19 protein-coding genes are annotated in these 16,067 nt (G+C 73.5%); 12 read left to right on the top strand and 7 right to left on the bottom strand.

The annotated features are described in order from the left end of the window. Positions 1-177: 177 nt before the first annotated feature. Positions 178-366, bottom strand: coding sequence for a hypothetical protein (locus ACIBK5_RS34140; RefSeq protein WP_399025747.1), 189 nt, complete (start codon positions 364-366; stop codon positions 178-180). Between the two features lie 209 nt (positions 367-575). Here ACIBK5_RS34140 and ACIBK5_RS34135 point away from each other — a divergent pair, with 209 nt between their 5' ends. Together ACIBK5_RS34135 and ACIBK5_RS34130 are read left to right on the top strand one after the other, a co-directional pair. Beyond that, complete coding sequence (locus ACIBK5_RS34135; RefSeq protein ID WP_399025745.1) at positions 576-1,109, top strand: DoxX family protein; 534 nt, start codon at positions 576-578, stop codon at positions 1,107-1,109. Positions 1,110-1,189: 80 nt separating this feature from the next. Further along, the gene (locus ACIBK5_RS34130) at positions 1,190-1,753 is read left to right on the top strand and encodes a hemerythrin domain-containing protein (RefSeq protein WP_399025743.1); all 564 of its coding nucleotides are present in this window, start codon (positions 1,190-1,192) and stop codon (positions 1,751-1,753) included. A gap of 149 nt (positions 1,754-1,902) precedes the next feature. Here the strand turns inward: ACIBK5_RS34130 and ACIBK5_RS34125 are convergent, their stop codons facing one another. Together ACIBK5_RS34125 and ACIBK5_RS34120 are read right to left on the bottom strand one after the other, a co-directional pair. Next, complete coding sequence (locus tag ACIBK5_RS34125) at positions 1,903-2,868, bottom strand: NAD-dependent epimerase/dehydratase family protein (RefSeq protein ID WP_399025741.1); 966 nt, start codon at positions 2,866-2,868, stop codon at positions 1,903-1,905. Between the two features lie 118 nt (positions 2,869-2,986). After that, entirely contained in the window at positions 2,987-3,517 is a 531-nt protein-coding gene (locus ACIBK5_RS34120) for a hypothetical protein (RefSeq protein WP_399025739.1), read from the bottom strand. A 253-nt stretch (positions 3,518-3,770) separates the two neighbouring features. Here ACIBK5_RS34120 and ACIBK5_RS34115 point away from each other — a divergent pair, with 253 nt between their 5' ends. After that, positions 3,771-4,403 carry a hypothetical protein gene (locus tag ACIBK5_RS34115; protein ID WP_399025938.1) on the top strand — a complete coding sequence of 211 codons (633 nt, stop codon included), beginning with the start codon at positions 3,771-3,773 and terminating at the stop codon, positions 4,401-4,403. Beyond that, positions 4,400-4,936: a hypothetical protein gene (locus ACIBK5_RS34110; RefSeq protein ID WP_399025737.1), complete on the top strand. Its 537-nt coding sequence runs from the start codon at positions 4,400-4,402 to the stop codon at positions 4,934-4,936. Before ACIBK5_RS34115 ends, ACIBK5_RS34110 begins: the two co-directional genes overlap by 4 nt. A gap of 30 nt (positions 4,937-4,966) precedes the next feature. On the opposite strand, the gene ACIBK5_RS34105 is transcribed toward ACIBK5_RS34110, so the two are convergent. Next, positions 4,967-5,290 carry a hypothetical protein gene (locus ACIBK5_RS34105; protein WP_399025735.1) on the bottom strand — a complete coding sequence of 108 codons (324 nt, stop codon included), beginning with the start codon at positions 5,288-5,290 and terminating at the stop codon, positions 4,967-4,969. Between the two features lie 223 nt (positions 5,291-5,513). Here ACIBK5_RS34105 and ACIBK5_RS34100 point away from each other — a divergent pair, with 223 nt between their 5' ends. Both ACIBK5_RS34100 and ACIBK5_RS34095 read left to right on the top strand, forming a co-directional pair. Continuing rightward, positions 5,514-5,969: a hypothetical protein gene (locus ACIBK5_RS34100; RefSeq protein WP_399025733.1), complete on the top strand. Its 456-nt coding sequence runs from the start codon at positions 5,514-5,516 to the stop codon at positions 5,967-5,969. A gap of 61 nt (positions 5,970-6,030) precedes the next feature. After that, positions 6,031-6,885 (top strand): fructosamine kinase family protein, encoded by an 855-nt coding sequence (locus ACIBK5_RS34095; RefSeq protein ID WP_399025731.1) that lies wholly within the window; start codon positions 6,031-6,033, stop codon positions 6,883-6,885. Positions 6,886-6,934: 49 nt separating this feature from the next. On the opposite strand, the gene ACIBK5_RS34090 is transcribed toward ACIBK5_RS34095, so the two are convergent. The 3 genes from ACIBK5_RS34090 to ACIBK5_RS34080 all read right to left on the bottom strand — a co-directional run bounded on the left by ACIBK5_RS34090 (position 6,935) and on the right by ACIBK5_RS34080 (position 10,154). Continuing rightward, positions 6,935-8,362 carry an alkaline phosphatase family protein gene (locus tag ACIBK5_RS34090; RefSeq protein ID WP_399025729.1) on the bottom strand — a complete coding sequence of 476 codons (1,428 nt, stop codon included), beginning with the start codon at positions 8,360-8,362 and terminating at the stop codon, positions 6,935-6,937. Between the two features lie 320 nt (positions 8,363-8,682). Further along, a complete protein-coding gene (locus ACIBK5_RS34085; RefSeq protein ID WP_399025727.1) occupies positions 8,683-9,744 on the bottom strand; it encodes a hypothetical protein in 1,062 nt (353 codons plus the stop codon). Positions 9,745-9,953: 209 nt separating this feature from the next. Next, positions 9,954-10,154, bottom strand: a complete 201-nt coding sequence (locus ACIBK5_RS34080; RefSeq protein ID WP_399025725.1) for a hypothetical protein — start codon at positions 10,152-10,154, stop codon at positions 9,954-9,956. 253 nt (positions 10,155-10,407) lie between these two features. On the opposite strand from ACIBK5_RS34080, the gene ACIBK5_RS34075 reads away from it, so the two are divergent. Genes ACIBK5_RS34075 through ACIBK5_RS34050 form a run of 6 tightly spaced genes read left to right on the top strand, consistent with a single transcriptional unit; the run spans position 10,408 to position 16,023 of the window. Next, positions 10,408-12,189, top strand: a complete 1,782-nt coding sequence (locus ACIBK5_RS34075; RefSeq protein WP_399025723.1) for an ATP-binding protein — start codon at positions 10,408-10,410, stop codon at positions 12,187-12,189. Then, on the top strand, positions 12,186-12,608 hold the full coding sequence (locus tag ACIBK5_RS34070; protein ID WP_399025721.1) for a roadblock/LC7 domain-containing protein: 423 nt from the start codon (positions 12,186-12,188) through the stop codon (positions 12,606-12,608). Before ACIBK5_RS34075 ends, ACIBK5_RS34070 begins: the two co-directional genes overlap by 4 nt. Beyond that, positions 12,605-12,967 carry a DUF742 domain-containing protein gene (locus ACIBK5_RS34065; protein WP_399025719.1) on the top strand — a complete coding sequence of 121 codons (363 nt, stop codon included), beginning with the start codon at positions 12,605-12,607 and terminating at the stop codon, positions 12,965-12,967. The genes ACIBK5_RS34070 and ACIBK5_RS34065 overlap by 4 nt, the downstream gene beginning before the upstream one ends. Further along, complete coding sequence (locus tag ACIBK5_RS34060) at positions 12,939-13,565, top strand: GTP-binding protein (protein ID WP_399025717.1); 627 nt, start codon at positions 12,939-12,941, stop codon at positions 13,563-13,565. The genes ACIBK5_RS34065 and ACIBK5_RS34060 overlap by 29 nt, the downstream gene beginning before the upstream one ends. After that, entirely contained in the window at positions 13,562-14,800 is a 1,239-nt protein-coding gene (locus tag ACIBK5_RS34055; RefSeq protein ID WP_399025715.1) for a cytochrome P450, read from the top strand. Before ACIBK5_RS34060 ends, ACIBK5_RS34055 begins: the two co-directional genes overlap by 4 nt. Next, positions 14,797-16,023, top strand: a complete 1,227-nt coding sequence (locus ACIBK5_RS34050; protein WP_399025713.1) for a cytochrome P450 — start codon at positions 14,797-14,799, stop codon at positions 16,021-16,023. Before ACIBK5_RS34055 ends, ACIBK5_RS34050 begins: the two co-directional genes overlap by 4 nt. The last annotated feature ends 44 nt before the right edge of the window (positions 16,024-16,067 follow it).

Below are 16,067 nucleotides of genomic sequence, written 5' to 3'. Positions count from 1 at the left end.
CAGGACGGCCGGGGGGGGCGGGCCCCCCGGGGGCGGGGCCCCCCCCCGGGGGGGGGCCCCCCCGCGGGGGGCCCCCCCCCCCCCGCGGGCCCCCCACGCCGGAAGCGAGGTCCTGCACCGCGTCCTGCAAGAGAGACGAAGTGCCTGACTGCTTCATGGTTGCTCCTGTCGGTCCACTCAACCCTTCTTGGGTCGCGGGGTGGGCGGCGACAGGAGGAGACCGAATCCGCCCTTGAACAGCGCGAGTGCGGCGCACTCACGGCTGTCGCGGTAGATGCCGTCGGTTTCTGCCGGGTCGAGTGCCGCCTCGATGTCGGCACTCTGGATGCCCGTCAGTTCCTTGGTGACCTTCTCGGTGGGGGACATTGCACCATCTCCTTGAGGGAAGCGGATGCTTTCTCCTCTAGTGCACCTGATGGGAACAAATCATGCCAACTTACCCATGAGTTTATTTACATCACATGTTCAACATCCGACGCACGCGTATCAGCCCCACGGGCCGGACCGGGTGCGTGCTTTCGCCCCTGGCGGGGAACCCGGCGAGCGCTGTGCCCACCGACACCCTGGAGAGGACCATGAGCCTGTTGCGAGTGCTCGGCCGCCCCATGCTGGCCTCGATGTTCCTGACGGGCGGCCTGAGTTCCGTCCGTGCCCCGGATGAGATAGCCCCGGTCGCCGAGCCTGTCGTACAACCGGTCACCGAACGCCTCTCGGCGCTGCCCGACCGCACCGAGCAGGTCGTACGGCTGAACGGCGCCGTGCAGGTCGTGGCGGGCCTGATGCTGGCCACGGGCCGTATGCCGCGTCCGGCCGCGCTGGCCATCGCGGCCACGCTGGTGCCCACGACGCTTGCGGCGCACCGCTTCTGGGAGGTGGAGGACCCCTCGGAACGGGACCGGCAGCGCATCCACTTCTTCAAGAACATGTCCATGCTCGGCGGCTTGCTGATAGCCGCCGACGACACCGGCGCCCGCCCCTCACTGCTGTGGCGCGGCACCCATGCCGCCCATGGCCTGCGGCACGACGCGGGACTGGTGCGCCGCTCCGTCCGTGCCACCGCCCGGCCGGCCGCCGCGGCCGGCCGGGTCCGGGCCAGGCTCCCCGTCTGAGCCGTCGGCGCTGTGCGTGTCCGGGACCGCGCGTTAGGCCATTCGTGGCAGGGGGGACCCGGGGGCTGGAGGTGAAGGACATGGGACACGGAGGAAACGTCATCGACGAGCTGGTGACCGATCACCGCGAAGTCGAGGAGATGTTCGGCAGGATCGAGGCGCTGCCGTCCGGTCACCAGGACCGCAAGGTGTACGCCGACCAGGTCACGATCGAGCTGGTACGGCACTCGGTGGCCGAGGAGGCCTATCTGTATCCGGCCGTGCGCGAGCACGTGGCCAACGGGGACGCGCTCGCCGACCGGGAACTCGCCGACCACGCGACCGCCGAGCGGATCATGAAGGACCTGGAAGGCTGCGACGCGGGCGACCGGGACTTCGACCGGCTGATGGGCATGCTGATGAGCGAGATCCGCTCGCATCTCGCGGAGGAGGAGGGAACCCTCTTCCCCGCGCTGCGGCAGGCCTGTCCGATGGACACGCTCAACGAGCTGGGCGAGAAGGTCCGCAAGGCGAAGAAGACCGCCCCGACCCGGCCCCACCCGGCCGCCCCCGACAAGCCTCCGGCGAACAAGCTCCTGGCTCCGGGCACGGGGATGATCGACCGGCTCCGCGACGCGCTGACCGGCCGCGGCAAGTTCGACTAGGCCCCGTCGTTCGGCCCCGCGTCTGCGGCGTGATCCGAACGACAGGACCTGGGGCAGCCCCCGCACGCCGAGGAGAGCGGGGCGGTGCCCGCTCGCCGCGGAGAGCGGGGCGGTGCCGCGGCCAGGAACCGGGGGCGTGCCCGGGTGGGTCAGCCGTCCGTCGCCTCCTCGCGGAACCAGGCGATCGCGCGCCGCAGCCCTTCCTCGGCGCGTACCTGCGGTTCCCAGCCGAGCTTGTCGCGGGCGAGCGTGATGTCCGGGCAGCGCACGGCGGGGTCGTCCACGGGGCGTGCGACGGGGCGGATCTCCGAGGAGGACCCGGCGAGTTCGACGACCAGGCGCGCCAGGTCGAGCATGCTGATCTCGGTCGGGCTGCCGATGTTGACGGGGCCGCGCATGCCGTGTGCGGCCGCCGCCAGAACGCCGCGCACGGTGTCGTCGACGTAGCACAGCGACCGGGTCTGCCGGCCGTCGCCGGTCACGGTGAGGGGCTCGCCCGCCAGTGCCTGCCGTACGAAGGCGGGCACCACTCGTCCGTCCTCGCCCCGCATCCGGGGGCCGTAGGTGTTGAACAGCCGCACGACGCAGGTGTCGGTGCCGCGGGTCTCGGCGTGGGCGGTGGTCAGCGCCTCGCCGAAGCGTTTGGCCTCGCTGTAGACGCTGCGCGGGCCCACGGGGTTGACGTTGCCCCAGTAGCGCTCGTCCTGGGGGTGCTGCCGCGGGTCGCCGTAGATCTCGGAGGTCGAGGCCAGGACGAAGCGGGCGCCGGCGGCGTGTGCCAGGTCCAGGGCGTTGCGGGTGCCGAGACTGCCCGTGTCCAGGGTGTGCAGCGGCAGCCGCAGATAGTCCGACGGGGACGCCGGGGAGGCGAAGTGCAGGACGAGGTCGGGCCGCTGTTTGACGGGCAGTTCCTCCGCGACGTCGGCCTGCACCAGGGTGAAGCCGGGCCGTTCGAGCAGCGGCGAGATGTTCTCCGGCCTGCCGGTGCTGAAGTCGTCCACGCAGGTGACGGCGGCGCCCGCGTCCAGCAGGGCCCCGCACAGATGGGATCCGACGAACCCGGCACCGCCCGTGACGACGGCGTGTTCCCAGCTCCGCGAGAGGGCGGTGGTCATGTCGGTCTCTCCTCCGTCAGCGGCGTTGCCCCCGCTCAGCGTCCGCCGCCCGTGCGAGCGGGGCACGGTCGTGTACGGCAAAGAGGTGAGTGACGGAGGGTGAGGGACGGGCGCCGTGTCAGGCGATCAGCGTGCGGCCCGGGTGGAGGCGGGCCAGGAGCCGGGAGTGGTGCAGGCCGGCCACCGGGGCGAGCAGATCGGGGTGGCGCAGCAGGGCGGCGGCGCGGCGGTCGCCGTCGTCGGGGGCGAGGAGCCTGCGGAACTCGGCCGGAGTGCCGGTGCTGTGGCTGCCCTCGGCGAGCGCGGCCACCGCCCGGCCGGCCAGCTCCGGGTCGCCGAGCAGACAGGCCGCCCAGCTCGCGACGACCTCGTCCACCCAGGTGCGCCAGGCGTGCGCGTCGTCCTCGTCGTCGCGCGGGGCCGCGTCGGCGCCGGTGGCCCAGTCGAGCCGCGCGGAGCCGCCCGGGCCCGCCATGCCGAGCAGGGCGGCGTCCGTCTCCGTCGGGTACCTGAGCCACGCCGCGACCGTCACGGCCTGCCGGGCCTGCACCTCGCACAGGGCGGAGGCCAGCGCGCCGCCGGAGGCGGGGTAGGCGTGGGTCAGCCACTGGGCGGTCGCCGCGATGACAGGGGAGAGATCTGCTTGCACTGCCGGGCCGTCCGAAAGGGTGGGGGAAGTGGGGGATCCGCTCGTAGACGGTAGCCGCCGTCGTGCTCGCCCGGGCGTGACAGGGACCTCGTCCGTGACGTGGCCTCGGCCACATCGCCGGAGCCCGGACGGAGGAGCCCCGGTGCCGTTTCGCCGCGCAGGGGCCGGGCACCCGGGCCGCGTGCTCTTCCACGGTCCCGGTGAGTCCGGCGAACCCAGTGGTCCGGCCCGGCGTACCCGCACCCGGTCGCCGCTGCGTGCTCTGCGCTTCGACGGCTGGATCGCGGGGCTCGGAACGGCGTCCGGCGCTCGTGTGGTGCTCGGGCACTGGGCGAGGTCGCCGTTCGGGCCGTTCAGCGACGTGATGTTCGAGGGGCGCGGCGGGTCTCGGCTGCTGCTGGCGCCCTCACGGGAGACGGCGGACTTCGTGGCCGCTACGTATGCCTTCGACGAGGTGCGGGTCGTGCCGGTCGGAGTGCGGGTCACCGACCGGCGGCACTGGGCCGTCTCGGCGCCGCCGCTCGAGCTGCGCTTCAGCACGGGCCGCAGGGGCCTGCCGGGCCTCGCGCTGCGGGCGGTGCCGGTCCGGCTCGCCACCAGCCCGGGCTGGATCGCGCTGTGGGACCGGCCCGCCCGGCTGCTGCTGGGCGCGCGCACCCACGGCAGCGCCCGGGCCGGCCGGCACCAGTGGTACGGCGTCCGGGACCTGCGCCCCGTCACCTCGGCCACCGTCACCTACGAGGGCGAGAGCCTCGGCGCCCTCGCCCCGGTCGAGCCTCCCGTGCGGTTCGGGCCCGGCTCGACGCCCCGAAGACCCTGCCTCGTACGCGTCACCACGCGGGTGGCCGTGGCACAGGGGCGGAGCGGAACAGGAGCAGTGCCATGACGGAACAGCGAGCGGACCCGCCGGGCGCACCGGGTGCTCCGGCCACGGACATGTCCCTGCTGGGCATCTACCTCAACGACCATCTCGCCGGAGCCACCGCGGGGACCGCTCGCGTCCGCTATCTGCTGCGCTCGTGCGGTGATCCGGCGCTCGCCGACGCGCTGGCCCCGATCGCGGACGAGATCGCCGAGGACCGGGCGAGCCTGCTCCACATCATGCGGCGGCTCGATGTCCCGGTGCGGCGCTACAAGGTCTACGCGGGCCGGGCGGCCGAGCAGATGGGGCGTCTGAAGAGCAACGGCAGCCTGGTACGGCGTTCCCCGCTGAGCACGCTGTGGGAGCTGGAGGCGCTGCGGCTGGGAGTGGACGGCAAGACCGCGGTCTGGCAGGCGCTCCGCGCCCTGGCCGGCACGGACCGGCGCCTCGACGCACGGCAGCTCGACGACCTGGTCGAACGGGCCCGCCGGCAGCACACCTCGCTGGAGGAACTGCGCCGCAGACAGGTCGACGTCGCCTTCCGCGAGACCAGCTGACGCGCAGGGCCCCGGAAGATCGGCCCGGCTTCACCAGAATCTGCTGCTGAGGGCGGGCTGATGCGTCAGATCCACCGCGTCGCGGAGCCGCAGCGCGACGCTGATGGTGGCGCGCAGGGCCGAGGGGCGTACGGTCTGGGCGGTCTCGGTGGCCAGGACCAGCAGACATGCCGCCGCCTGCTCGACGACCGGCACGGGGAGGACGAAGTCGCTGTCGGCGGCCGCGCGGAACGCCTTCAGGGGGATCGCGGCTCCGTCGATGGCCCGTTGCGCGGCCTGCTCCAGGTGCTGCGCGGCCTGTTCGCACACGGGGGCGGGCAGGGCGATGGTGCGCTGGAACGGTGAAGTCGTCATGCCCCGATCGCTCCCCCGGCGGCGGCCTGTTCTGTCGGTGGGCGGCGGGATTTCACCGTCCCGCGTGACCGGTGCGTGGCGAATGTCCCGGAATCGAAACGGCCGTCGAGACGGGCGCAACGGCGGCCGGACACGAGCGGTCTCCTCCTGCGACGGCTCCCTGGCGAACGGCCGCGCCGCGGCACGGGGAGCACGTCGAAGAGACCACAACGGGGGTATCCACATGTTCCGCAACGCCGCGCGCCCTGCCAGGTGGCGCGCCTGCGCCGTCGGCTGTGTCGCCGCACTCGGTATCGCCGCCGCCGCGGTCCCGGCCGCCGCCGCGCCCGCCGCGGACGCCGACGACCGGTACACCGCCGAGGAGATCCACACCTTCCTCGAGGACTTCTACGGCGAGCACGGCCCCGGCGACTTCGCCCGCAAGTACGGCATCTCGCCGCAGCTCAAGGAGAAGGTCGCCGGCAACCCGGAGTTCGACGTCCTGCTGTGTGCCCAGAACATCCCGGCGTCCATCGACATCGGCCCGGTCACCACGGCCCAGTCCGCGCGGGTCGGCTGGGCGACCGTGAGCACGTACTGGAGCGGCGGGTCCGGCAAGGCCGACTTCACGGCGTACGTCGACCTGGACGCGACGCGGCCCATCCAGTTGCTCGACGTCGACTGCGGTTCGGGGAGCTGAGCGGTTCCGCCACGACCGTAGGCTGGCCGGAGATCAACCGCGGAGTCGAGGAGGACCACGTATGACCGCCCGCACGGACGCCGCCGCCCGGCTCACCGGACGGGTGGTCACCGGCGAACGGCCCCTGTCCGGGGGCCTCGCGGAGGTCACTCTCGACGACGGGCGGGTGGTGGTCGTCAAGCGTGCCGACGATCCTGGGGCGACGTGGGCCGAGGCGGCCGGGCTGCGCTGGCTGGCCGGCGCCGGGGCGGTGCGGGTGCCGGCCGTGCACGGCCACGACGGGAGCTGGCTGGTCGTCGACCGGGTTCCGCAGGGGCGGGCGAGCCGGGAGGCGGCGGCCCGTTTCGGTCGTGACCTGGCCGCCCTGCACGCCGCCGGGGCGCCCGCGTTCGGCGCGCCGCCACCGGAAGGGCCCGCCGACGCGTACATCGGGCTCGCCCCGATGCGCAACGAGCCGGGCACCGACTGGCCGCGCTGGTACGCCGCGCACCGCGTCCTGCCGTATCTGCGGCGGGCCGTGGACCAGGGCACCGTCCGCCCCGGTGAGGCGGCCGTCGTGGAGCGGCTGTGCGAGCGACTGCCCGGGCTGGCGGGTCCGGCCGAGCCGCCCGCCCGGCTGCACGGCGATCTGTGGAACGGCAACGTGCTGTGGGGGTCCGACGGGCAGGTGTGGCTGATCGATCCGGCGGCGCACGGCGGGCATCGCGAGACCGACCTGGCGATGCTGCGTCTCTTCGGCTGTCCCCATCTGGAGGCCGTGCTGGAGGGCTACCAGGAGCAGGCGCCGCTGGCCGACGGGTGGGCGGACCGTGTCGGCGTGCACCAGCTGTTCCCGCTGCTGGTGCACGCCGTGCTGTTCGGCCGGGGTTACGCGGAACAGGCCCTCTCGGTGGCCCGTAGCGCCCTGGCCGGGTGACCGGTCGGCGGGTCACGACGTGCCGTGGAGCGGGCCGGCCGGGCGGGTGTCACACGTGCGGGCGGCGGCCCCTCTCCTGGCGCGGGAAGCGCTGGTCGGCTCCCGGCAGTGTCGGCTCGGGCAGGGTGGCGACCTCCTGCTGGGCCTTCTGCAGTTGCTCGGCCGTGTCGTCCGGCAGACGGGGCGGGCGCGGCCGGGCGTGCGGGAAGCGGAAGGCGGAGGTCAGGTCGCCGAAGGTCTCCCGCCGCCAGTCGCTGACGTTGGGCTCCTCGACTCCGGTGAACCGCTCCAGGAACCGCAGCGCGGAGGTGTGGTCGAAGGGCTCGGAGGCGACCCAGCCGCCGACCGTCCACGGCGAGACGATGATGGCGGGGACGCGGAAGCCGCCGCCGATCGGCAGCCCCTGGACGAACTCGTCCTTCGTGCCGTCGGCCGGGGTCGGCGGGACCACGTGGTCGAACAGGCCGTCGTTCTCGTCGTAGTTGAGGATGAAGGCGGTCTTGCGCCACACCTTCGGGTTCGACGCGATCGCCTCGATCTTCGACGCCACGAAGTCGGCGCCCGCGGCCGGCAGATAGTCCGGGTGCTCGGACTGGTAGCTGGTCGGCATGATCCACGACACCGCCGGGAGCCGGTCGCCCCGGGCGTCGTCCTCGAAGGTGCCCTCCGGCTGCGGACGCACGCCCCGCTCGTACAGGTCGGAGCCGGGCCGGGCGTCCTTGAACGTCGCGAACTGCTCCAGCATGTTGCAGCCGTAGTCGTCGTCCTGCTGGTACACCTTCCAGCTGATCCCGGCCGCCTGGAGGCGTTCGGCGTACGTCGTCCAGCGGTACGGCGTGGGCGCCACGTTGCTGAGGATCGGGCCGCCCCGGGTGCCGCCGGGGTCGATGGACCCGGTCATCCACATCAGGCGGTTCGGCCAGGTCGGGCCCATCACCGAGCAGAAGTAGTGGTCGCAGACGGTGAAGGTCTCGGCGAGGGCGAACTGGAAGGGGATGTCCTCGCGCGTGTAGTAGCCCATGACGTAGGGGCCGTTGACGCCGTCGGCCTTGCGGTGTGCCGGCAGCCAGCGGTCCATCCTGCCGCCGTTCCACGCCTCGTGCTGCACCGACCAGGCGTGGCTGGTGGAGGGGATCGCCTGGGCGCTGGACGTGTGGGTGTCGAGGTGGAAGGGCAGCAGGTAGCCCTTGGGGTTCTCGGAGTCCGGCTGGTAGAAGACGGACCGTCCGGTGTCGAGCCGCAGGGCGTGCGGGTCGGCGAAGCCGCGGACGCCGGAGAGCGTGCCGAAGTAGTGGTCGAAGGAACGGTTCTCCTGCATCAGCATGACGACGTGCTCGATGTCGCGCAGCGAGCTGTGCTTCGGCGGCTCGGCGGCGACGGCCTTCTGGACGCTCGGCGGGAGGAGGGAGAGCGCCGCGGCGCCGCCCAGCGCGCCCGCGGCGGAACCCAGGAGTCTACGACGGGTCAACTCGGCCATGTCTGCCCCTTCTTGCTTGACAGGGAGGGTGAGCGATTGCGGCTCTCCGGAGGGCCGGCCGGCCCGGTTCGCTCCGGGCCGTCGATCACTCTCCGCCCGGCGGGACCGGGCGTGTCAGGGGCAGTCGGTGAACAGGTGACCAATGCGCGGGGTGCGGTTGGCCAAGACCTGACCGGCCATATCCCCGCATTCCCAGCGCGTTGCCCGGGCTTGGGGGACGGATGGTCAGCGCGTGAACCGGGGCGCGGTGGAGGGCTCGGCCGAGCGCTCGGCCGGGGGCTCGGTCGGGGGCTCGGTCGGGGGCTCGGTCGGGGGCCGGGCTACGAACGCCGCCCCTCGACCGCGGACCGGACCTCCGCGAGAAGGGCCGGGTGGTCCTCGCCGTACGTGACCACGGCCGCGTACACCGCGTCGAGGGCCGCCTGGAGCGGGTCGGATTCGGCGGCGCCGGTGATGGCGGGGAGGGCTGCGTAAGGCTGTGAGATGCGCGCGGCCGGATTCGGCCGGCCGACGGTGAACATCGCGCCGTTCCAGGTGGAGTCGGAGGCCGGCGGATTCGCCAGGGTGGTCGGCGATTCCGCCTCGTCGACCGACCACGCGATCGACCGGTCCGCCCCGGCGATCGACCGTTCCGGCTCGGCTGTCGGCGGTTCGGCCTCGGCGATCGACCGTCCCGCCTCGGCGGTCGGCGATTCGGCCATGGTCGGCGGCGGTCCGGCCTCGGTGGTCACCGTCCTCGCAACGGCCGCTGCCGGGCCGACCACGGCCTGTGCCGCCTCCTGGGGGTCCAGCCCTCGGTCGCGCCCTGACAGGGGCGGCCGGAAGGGGGGCCGCTCGGGCGGGACGGCATGGCCGACGGTGCGGTCCGGGACGCGTGGGTCGGTGGCCAGGGTCTGCCACATGCGGGCGTCGTCGTCGAAGGGCGGCGGCAGCGGGCGGCCTTCGGCCAGGGCCGTGAGCGCGCCGGCGACCCAGTCGAGGGTGGTGAGACCGGCCGCCTCGCAGGCACGGCGGGCGGCGAGCAGGGCCACCGCACGCTGGGTGACGGGACCGGAGGCGTCGAGGGCGTGGAGCAGGGCGGGGTCGAACGGGAGGAGGCCGCGGACATTGCCGCCGACGTCGCGCAGGGCCTGGCTCGGCGGCCGTCCGCCCCACTCCCACCCTTCACGGGCAAGACGGCGCTCCCGTTGCGCCGTCTCCTCGGCGAGGCGGGCCCGGCGTTCGGCTTCGGCGCGTTCGGCCGGGGTGGGCGGCGGCAGTTCGCGGGCGTAACGGTGCCAGTGGGCGGCGCTCAGCGAGGTCTGCTTCAGAATGCGGTCCGGCCCGGGCGGGGCGGGCCAGAACTGCAGGAGGTAGCGGTCCAGTTGGGGCTCGCCGTCCATCCGGTTGGGGCTCGCCGTCCATCCGGATGTCCCGGTCGCCGGCCCGGTCCATGCCCTGGGCGCAGTACCGCACGCGGTAGTCGGCCTCCTCCAGGCCGAGCGGCCAGGACGCCTCGCCCGCCCACTCCACGAGCGCGGCGTCCCGCGACACCGGACGGAAGGACACCTCCACCACGTCCTCCCAGACCGGGTCAAGCGGCGGGGCCTGCTCACACCTCGACCGTGAAGCCGACGTCGCCGGTGTGCAGGCCCGTGCTCAGCCAGAGGAAGCCCGGTGACGCCGCCCCGCACAGCCCCGTGCTCTGCCCGGCGAACGCCTCGGCGAGGCCGTCCCCGTAGCCGTCCGGGTCGCTCTCGACATAGATCTGGCCATAGTGCACATGCACCTCTCCCTCGACCGGCCTGCGCACGATCAACTCCTCCTCGCAAGGGATGGAGTGGCGAGCTGTCGGCATCGTGGCATCCGCCACTGACAATCAGACCGACCTTCGCCGCGCGCCAATCCCGACAGTTGCCCCAGATGCGAACAGACAGCGATCACTTTCGGAACGAACTGGCGCTCCACCGTGCGAGATCAGTCGATGACGGTGTGTACTGTGCTGCGGGTAGCTCGCCAGAGCGCCTCGGACCCCGCCCTGCCCGACTCTCCCTGGAATCTCTTCGATGATCGAACTACCGGACCTGGCCGTCGGTGGTCTCGCCCTCGGCACCCTGTCCGCGTTCGCCCTCGGCGGCGGGCTGCTGCGCTCCCGGCGGCAACTGGCCGCCCAGCGTGCGAAGACGGCCGCGCTACGGGCGCAACTCGACGGAACCTCCCGGGCGTTCACGGCCGAGGTCGAGCATCTGGCGGCGCGGCGCCTGCCCTCCGCCGCCCGGCAGGTCGCACACCCCCACATCGCCGTACCCGGCCCGCTGAGCCCGCAGCTCGCGGGTTCGCCCCTGGGATTCGCGCTGGAGCAGGTGCTGAAGGGGCTGCACGCCGAACTCGCCGCGCAGCGCACCCGGATCGACGCCGCCGCGCAGGCCGGGATGCGCGGGGCGACCCGGGAGATCCAGGCGGCGCTGTACCGGGTGCAGGACGCCCTGCGCGGTCTGCAACAGCGCTACGACGACCCCGAGCTGGCACAGACCCTCTTCGAACTGGACCACGAGAACGAGCAGTCGCTGCGCCGCGCGCAGATCGCCGCGGTGGTGTGCGGGGCCTGGGTCGGGCTCGCCCGGGAGGAGTCGCACCTCGTGGACGCGGTGACGGGCGGTCAGGCCCGGCTCGCGGGCTACCAGCGCGTCCGGATCCACAACCACCTGGAGGCCGGCACGGCTCTGGTGTCCCACGCCGTCGAGCCGGTCGCCATCATCGTCGCCGAACTGCTCGACAACGCGCTGCGGCACTCCGCGCCCGACACCGGGATCGTGGTCAACCTCGAGGCCGTCCACCACGGTGTCTGTGTCACCGTGGACGACGCCGGGCTCGGCATGACACAGGACGAACGGGCCCGGGCCCAGCGGATGGTGGGCGGTCGCGAACCGATCCTGCTCACCGAGCTCGGTGACCCGCCGCGCATGGGACTCGCCGCGATCGGCCAGCTGACCCGGCAGTTCGATCTGAGCGTCGACCTGTCCTCCCCGTCCCCGTACGGCGGTGTGCGGGCGGTGCTGCGGGTGGACCGTCATCTGCTGACGCGGATCGACCCCGAGGAACTGCCCCCGGCGGCCAGCGCCCCGCGCTCCACCCGCAAGGAGGCCGTGCGGGACACGGCGGGCGGCTCCGCCTCGCCCCGCGGCACGGAGCCGGCCGCGTCCGCCCCGTCCCCGTCCCCGTCCCACGGGACCGAAACGACCCCGGCCGCCACGTCCGACGGCCTCCACGGTTCCGCTGGGCCCCGCGGAACCGACGAGCCCCACGGGTCCGACGCGTCCGAGCCGACCGCCGGACCCCAGTCGCCCGATCCGACCGTCGGACCCCAGTCGCCCGAGCCGACCGCCGGACCCCAGACTCCCGGGCCGACCGCCGGACCCCGGTCGCCCGAACCGACCGCCGTCCCCGAGACGCCCGGGCCGGCCCCCACCGCCGCCGACCGGGAGCACGGCTACGGCACGGACGAGGACGACCGTGCCGCCGCCCCGGCCCCGGGCCACCACAGCCCCGGTGACAGCGGCGGCCTCCCCCAGCGCCGTCGCCGCAGCCGGGCCACGCCGGCGTCGGACACCCAGGGACCCGCGTCCACACCCGCGCCGCAGCGCCGGACCCGGCGCCCCGAGGAGTCCGCCGCCGCCCTCGGCGCGCTCCAGTCCGGCACGGCGGCCGGCCGATCCGCCACCGCCCGGCCGAACACGGGGGCCTTCCCAGCCGTACCAGAGGGTGCCCCGGCCGTGACCACGGCCGACGCGGCATCCGACGACACCGGCCACGACCGGAACGACCACGAAGGGGGAACGGCTCGATGACCAGCCGCGCAGCGGGGGACACGGCATGGGTGCTCGAACCGGTCCTGGAGGTGCCGCACGTCGTGGCCGCCGTCCTGCTCACCCGGGACGGGCTCGTGACGGGCTACACCGACGCGCTGTCCCAGCCGTCCGCCGAGCGGGTCGCCGCCATCACCAGCACGGTCCAGGGCGCCTGCCGTACCGCGGCGGCCGCGTTCGCCGACACCGACCGGGCCGAGATACGGCAGCTCGTCATCGAGTCGGACCACGGCTATGTGCTCATCGTGCCGACCGACCACGGGACCTGTGTGGCCGCGTACGGCGATCCAGAGGTGCGTCTCGACCTGCTCGCCCACCGGGTGCACTCGCAGGTCGCCCGGCTGGGCGAGAAGGCGATGGCCGCGGGGCCCCGAGGTGCCGACGGCGGCACGCCGGCATGACCGGCCGCAGAGGCGGCCGTCCCCTGGTTCCCGCGTACCTGTCGACCGGCGGGGTGGCGCGGCCCAGCCGTGCCCATCTGGAGCGGCTGTCCGTGCTCACCGGAAGCGGTGCGCCGGCTCCCCCCGATCTGCCCGCCGCCCAGGCGGCCCTGCTGGAAGAGCTGGAGTACGGGTCCCTGACGGTTCTGGAGGCCGCCGCTCTGCTGCGGCTGCCGGTCTCCGCCGTGCTGGTGCTGGCCGCCGGCCTCGTCGACCGTGACCTGGCGCTGGCCCGCGCGCCCATCCCGCCCGCCCGACGCTTCGACCCCGACCTGCTGAAGAGAGTGGCCGATGGCCTCCGCGACCTCAAGCACCGTTGACACCCAGCCCGTCGACACGGACATCCACCTCCCGGACACCGCGCGCGACCTGGTGAAGATCCTGGTCACAGGGCCTTTCGGGGTGGGCAAGACCACCCTGATCCGCTCCGTCTCCGAGATCCGCCCGCTGCACACGGAGGAGCAGCTCACCGAGGCGTCCGCGCAGGTGGACGATCTCGCCGGGGTGCGGGACAAGTCGACCACCACGGTCGCCATCGACTTCGGCCGGATCAGCCTGCCGGGCGGGATCGTGCTGTACCTGTTCGGCACGCCCGGCCAGGAGCGGTTCCGGCCGCTGTGGGACGACATCGCCTACGGGGCGCTCGGCGCGCTCGTCCTGGTCGACGCCCGCCGGATCGACGCCTCGTTCGACGTGCTCGGGCTGGTCGAGGAGACCGGGCTGCCGTACGCGGTCGCCTTCAACACCTTCCCGGACGCGCCCCGCCACCACACGGCCGAGCAGTTGCGCGCCGCGCTGGACCTGGAGCCGACGACCCCGATGGTGACCTGCGACGCGCGGGAGGCGGACTCCTCGATCGACTCCCTGCTCGCCCTGGTCCAGCACCTGATCGACCACCGACCCGCGGAGCACCGGTGAACCGTCCGTCCCCCGCCGAGCAGACCTTCTCCCCCGCGGCGCCCGTACGCCTGTGGGAGGACGCCTTCGCCCGCGACCCCTCCCCCTACTACGCGGCGCTGCGCGCCCACGGCCCGGTCGGCTGGGCGGAGCTCGCGCCCGGTGTGGCGGCGTACGTCGTCACGGACCGGCGGGCGGCGCTGGACCTGCTGCACGACACGGAGACGTTCTCGCACGATCCCCGGCCGTGGGAGGCGACCGTCCCCGACGACTCCCCCGTGCTCGGGATGATGCGCTGGCGGCCCAACACGCTTTTCGCCGACGGCGCCGCCCACATCCGCTACCGCACCGCGCTGCTCGACGCCTTCGACCTGGTGGAGCCGCACGATCTGCGGGACCGGATCCACCGGGCGGTGCACCTGCTGGTGAGCCGGTTCGGGCCGCGGGGCGAGGCCGACCTGGTCGGCGAGTTCACCAGGCCGCTGATGGCGCTGGTGTTCAACAGCCTGTTCGGGCTGCCGGACAGCGCGAGCGACCGGCTCGACTCCGCGCTCGGCAAGCTGATCGAGGGCGGCGCGCAGGCGGCGGAGGGCGAGGCCGAGTTCGGCGGGTACGTGCTGGAGCTGATCGCCGCCAAGAGCGAGCGGCGCGGCGACGACCTGCCGAGCTGGCTGCTGGACCATCCGGCCGGGCTGACCCCCGAGGAGGTCACCTGGCAGGTGTTCCTCACGCTCGGCGCGGGGCACGAGCCGACGGCCAACCTGGTGTCCAACGCGCTGTCCAGGATCCTCGGCAACCCGGCCTACTACTCGACGCTCACCAGCGGCGCCCGCCCCGTGACGGACGCGGTGCTGGAGGTGCTGCACCACGAGACACCGCTCGCCAACTACGGCATCCACTACGCCCGCACACCCGTGACCTTCCACGGCGTGCTGCTCAGGGCCGCGGTGCCGGTGGTGATCTCCTACGGGGCTCTGGCACAGGCCGCCGAGCAGGAGCGCGGCACGGACCGGCACCCGGGGGACGCCTCCCACCTGTCCTGGTCGGCGGGCCCGCACGCCTGCCCGGTGAAGCAGCACACGCTGCTCATCGCCACGGAGGCGATCGAACGGCTCACCCAGTGGCTGCCCGACCTCGAACCCGTGCTGCCCCGCGAGCGCCTCACCTGGCGCCCCGGGCCCTTCCACCGCTCGCTGACGGCGCTGCCCGTCCGTTTCAGCCCCCGCTCCCCCGACCAGCCAGGAGGACGACCGTGACCGTGACCGACCGCATCGCTCTCGACCCGTTCGGCGCCGACATCGCCGGTGAGAGCGCGCGGCTGCGCTCCCTCGGCCCGATCGTGCCCGTGGAGCTGCCCGGCGGCATCCCCGCCTGGGCTCCCACGCGCCACGACACGCTGAAGGAGCTCATCCTCGATCCGCGGGTCAGCAGGGACCCGCGGCTGCACTGGCGGCTGTGGCCCGAGGTCGGCGAGCACCCGTCCTGGGGCTGGATCCTGGGCTGGGTGGGCGTGGTCAACATGCTCTCCACGTACGGCGCGGACCACACGCGGCTGCGCAAGCTGGTGGCGCCCAGCTTCACACACCGGCGCACCGAGGCGATGCGGCCCCGCGTGGAGGCCATCACGGCGGAGCTGCTGGACGCGCTCGACGCCACCGACGACGAGGTGGTGGACATCAAGGAGGGGTTCGCCCATCCGCTGCCGATGCGGCTGATCTGCGAACTGTTCGGTGTCCCTGACGCGTTGCGGGAGGACACCGCCCGGATGATCGCGGCCATCATGGACACCACGGACCCGAGCCCGGAGCACGCGGCCTCCGTCCAGCGGCAGATCGGCACGGTGCTGCCCGCGCTGATCACGCACAAGGCCGCGCACCCGGGTGACGACATGACCACCGAACTGATCCGGGTCCGGGACGAGGACGGCGACCGGCTCAGCGACGAGGAGCTGCTGTACACGCTGCTGCTGGTCATCGGGGCCGGCTTCGAGACCACCGTCAATCTGATAGGCAACGCGGCCGTGGCTCTGCTGCGGCGCCCCGAACAGCTGGCCGCCGTGCGGTCCGGGGAGATCGGCTGGGACGCCGTCGTCGACGAGACGCTGCGCGCGCACCCGTCGATCGCGTCCCTGCCGCTGCGGTTCGCGGTCACCGACCTCACCGTCGGCGACATCACGGTCCCGGCCGGCGACGCCATCATCACGACGTACGCCGCAGCGGGACTCGACCCCGAGCACTACGGTGCGGACGCCGGCATCTTCGACGCCACACGCGCCGCCGACGACCATCTGGCGTTCGGGATCGGGGTCCACCGGTGCATCGGCGCACCACTGGCCCGTCTGGAGGCGCTCACCGCGCTGCCCGCCCTGTTCGACCGCTTCCCCGGCCTGTCCCTGGCCACCGGTGACGAGGACCTGCGGCAGGTGCCGTCCTTCATCGCCTTCGGCTGGCAGGAGATCCCGGTGCGGCTGCGGGGCTGAGGCGGCCGACGGCAGCTCGCGGGAGCGCGACCGGTCCCCCGTTC

The sequence above is a fragment of the Streptomyces sp. NPDC050546 genome, from assembly GCF_044457425.1.
Lineage (GTDB): Bacteria > Actinomycetota > Actinomycetes > Streptomycetales > Streptomycetaceae > Streptomyces.
Note: the sequence above shows the minus strand (reverse complement) of the source record. Positions and strands in the feature narration are given on the sequence as shown.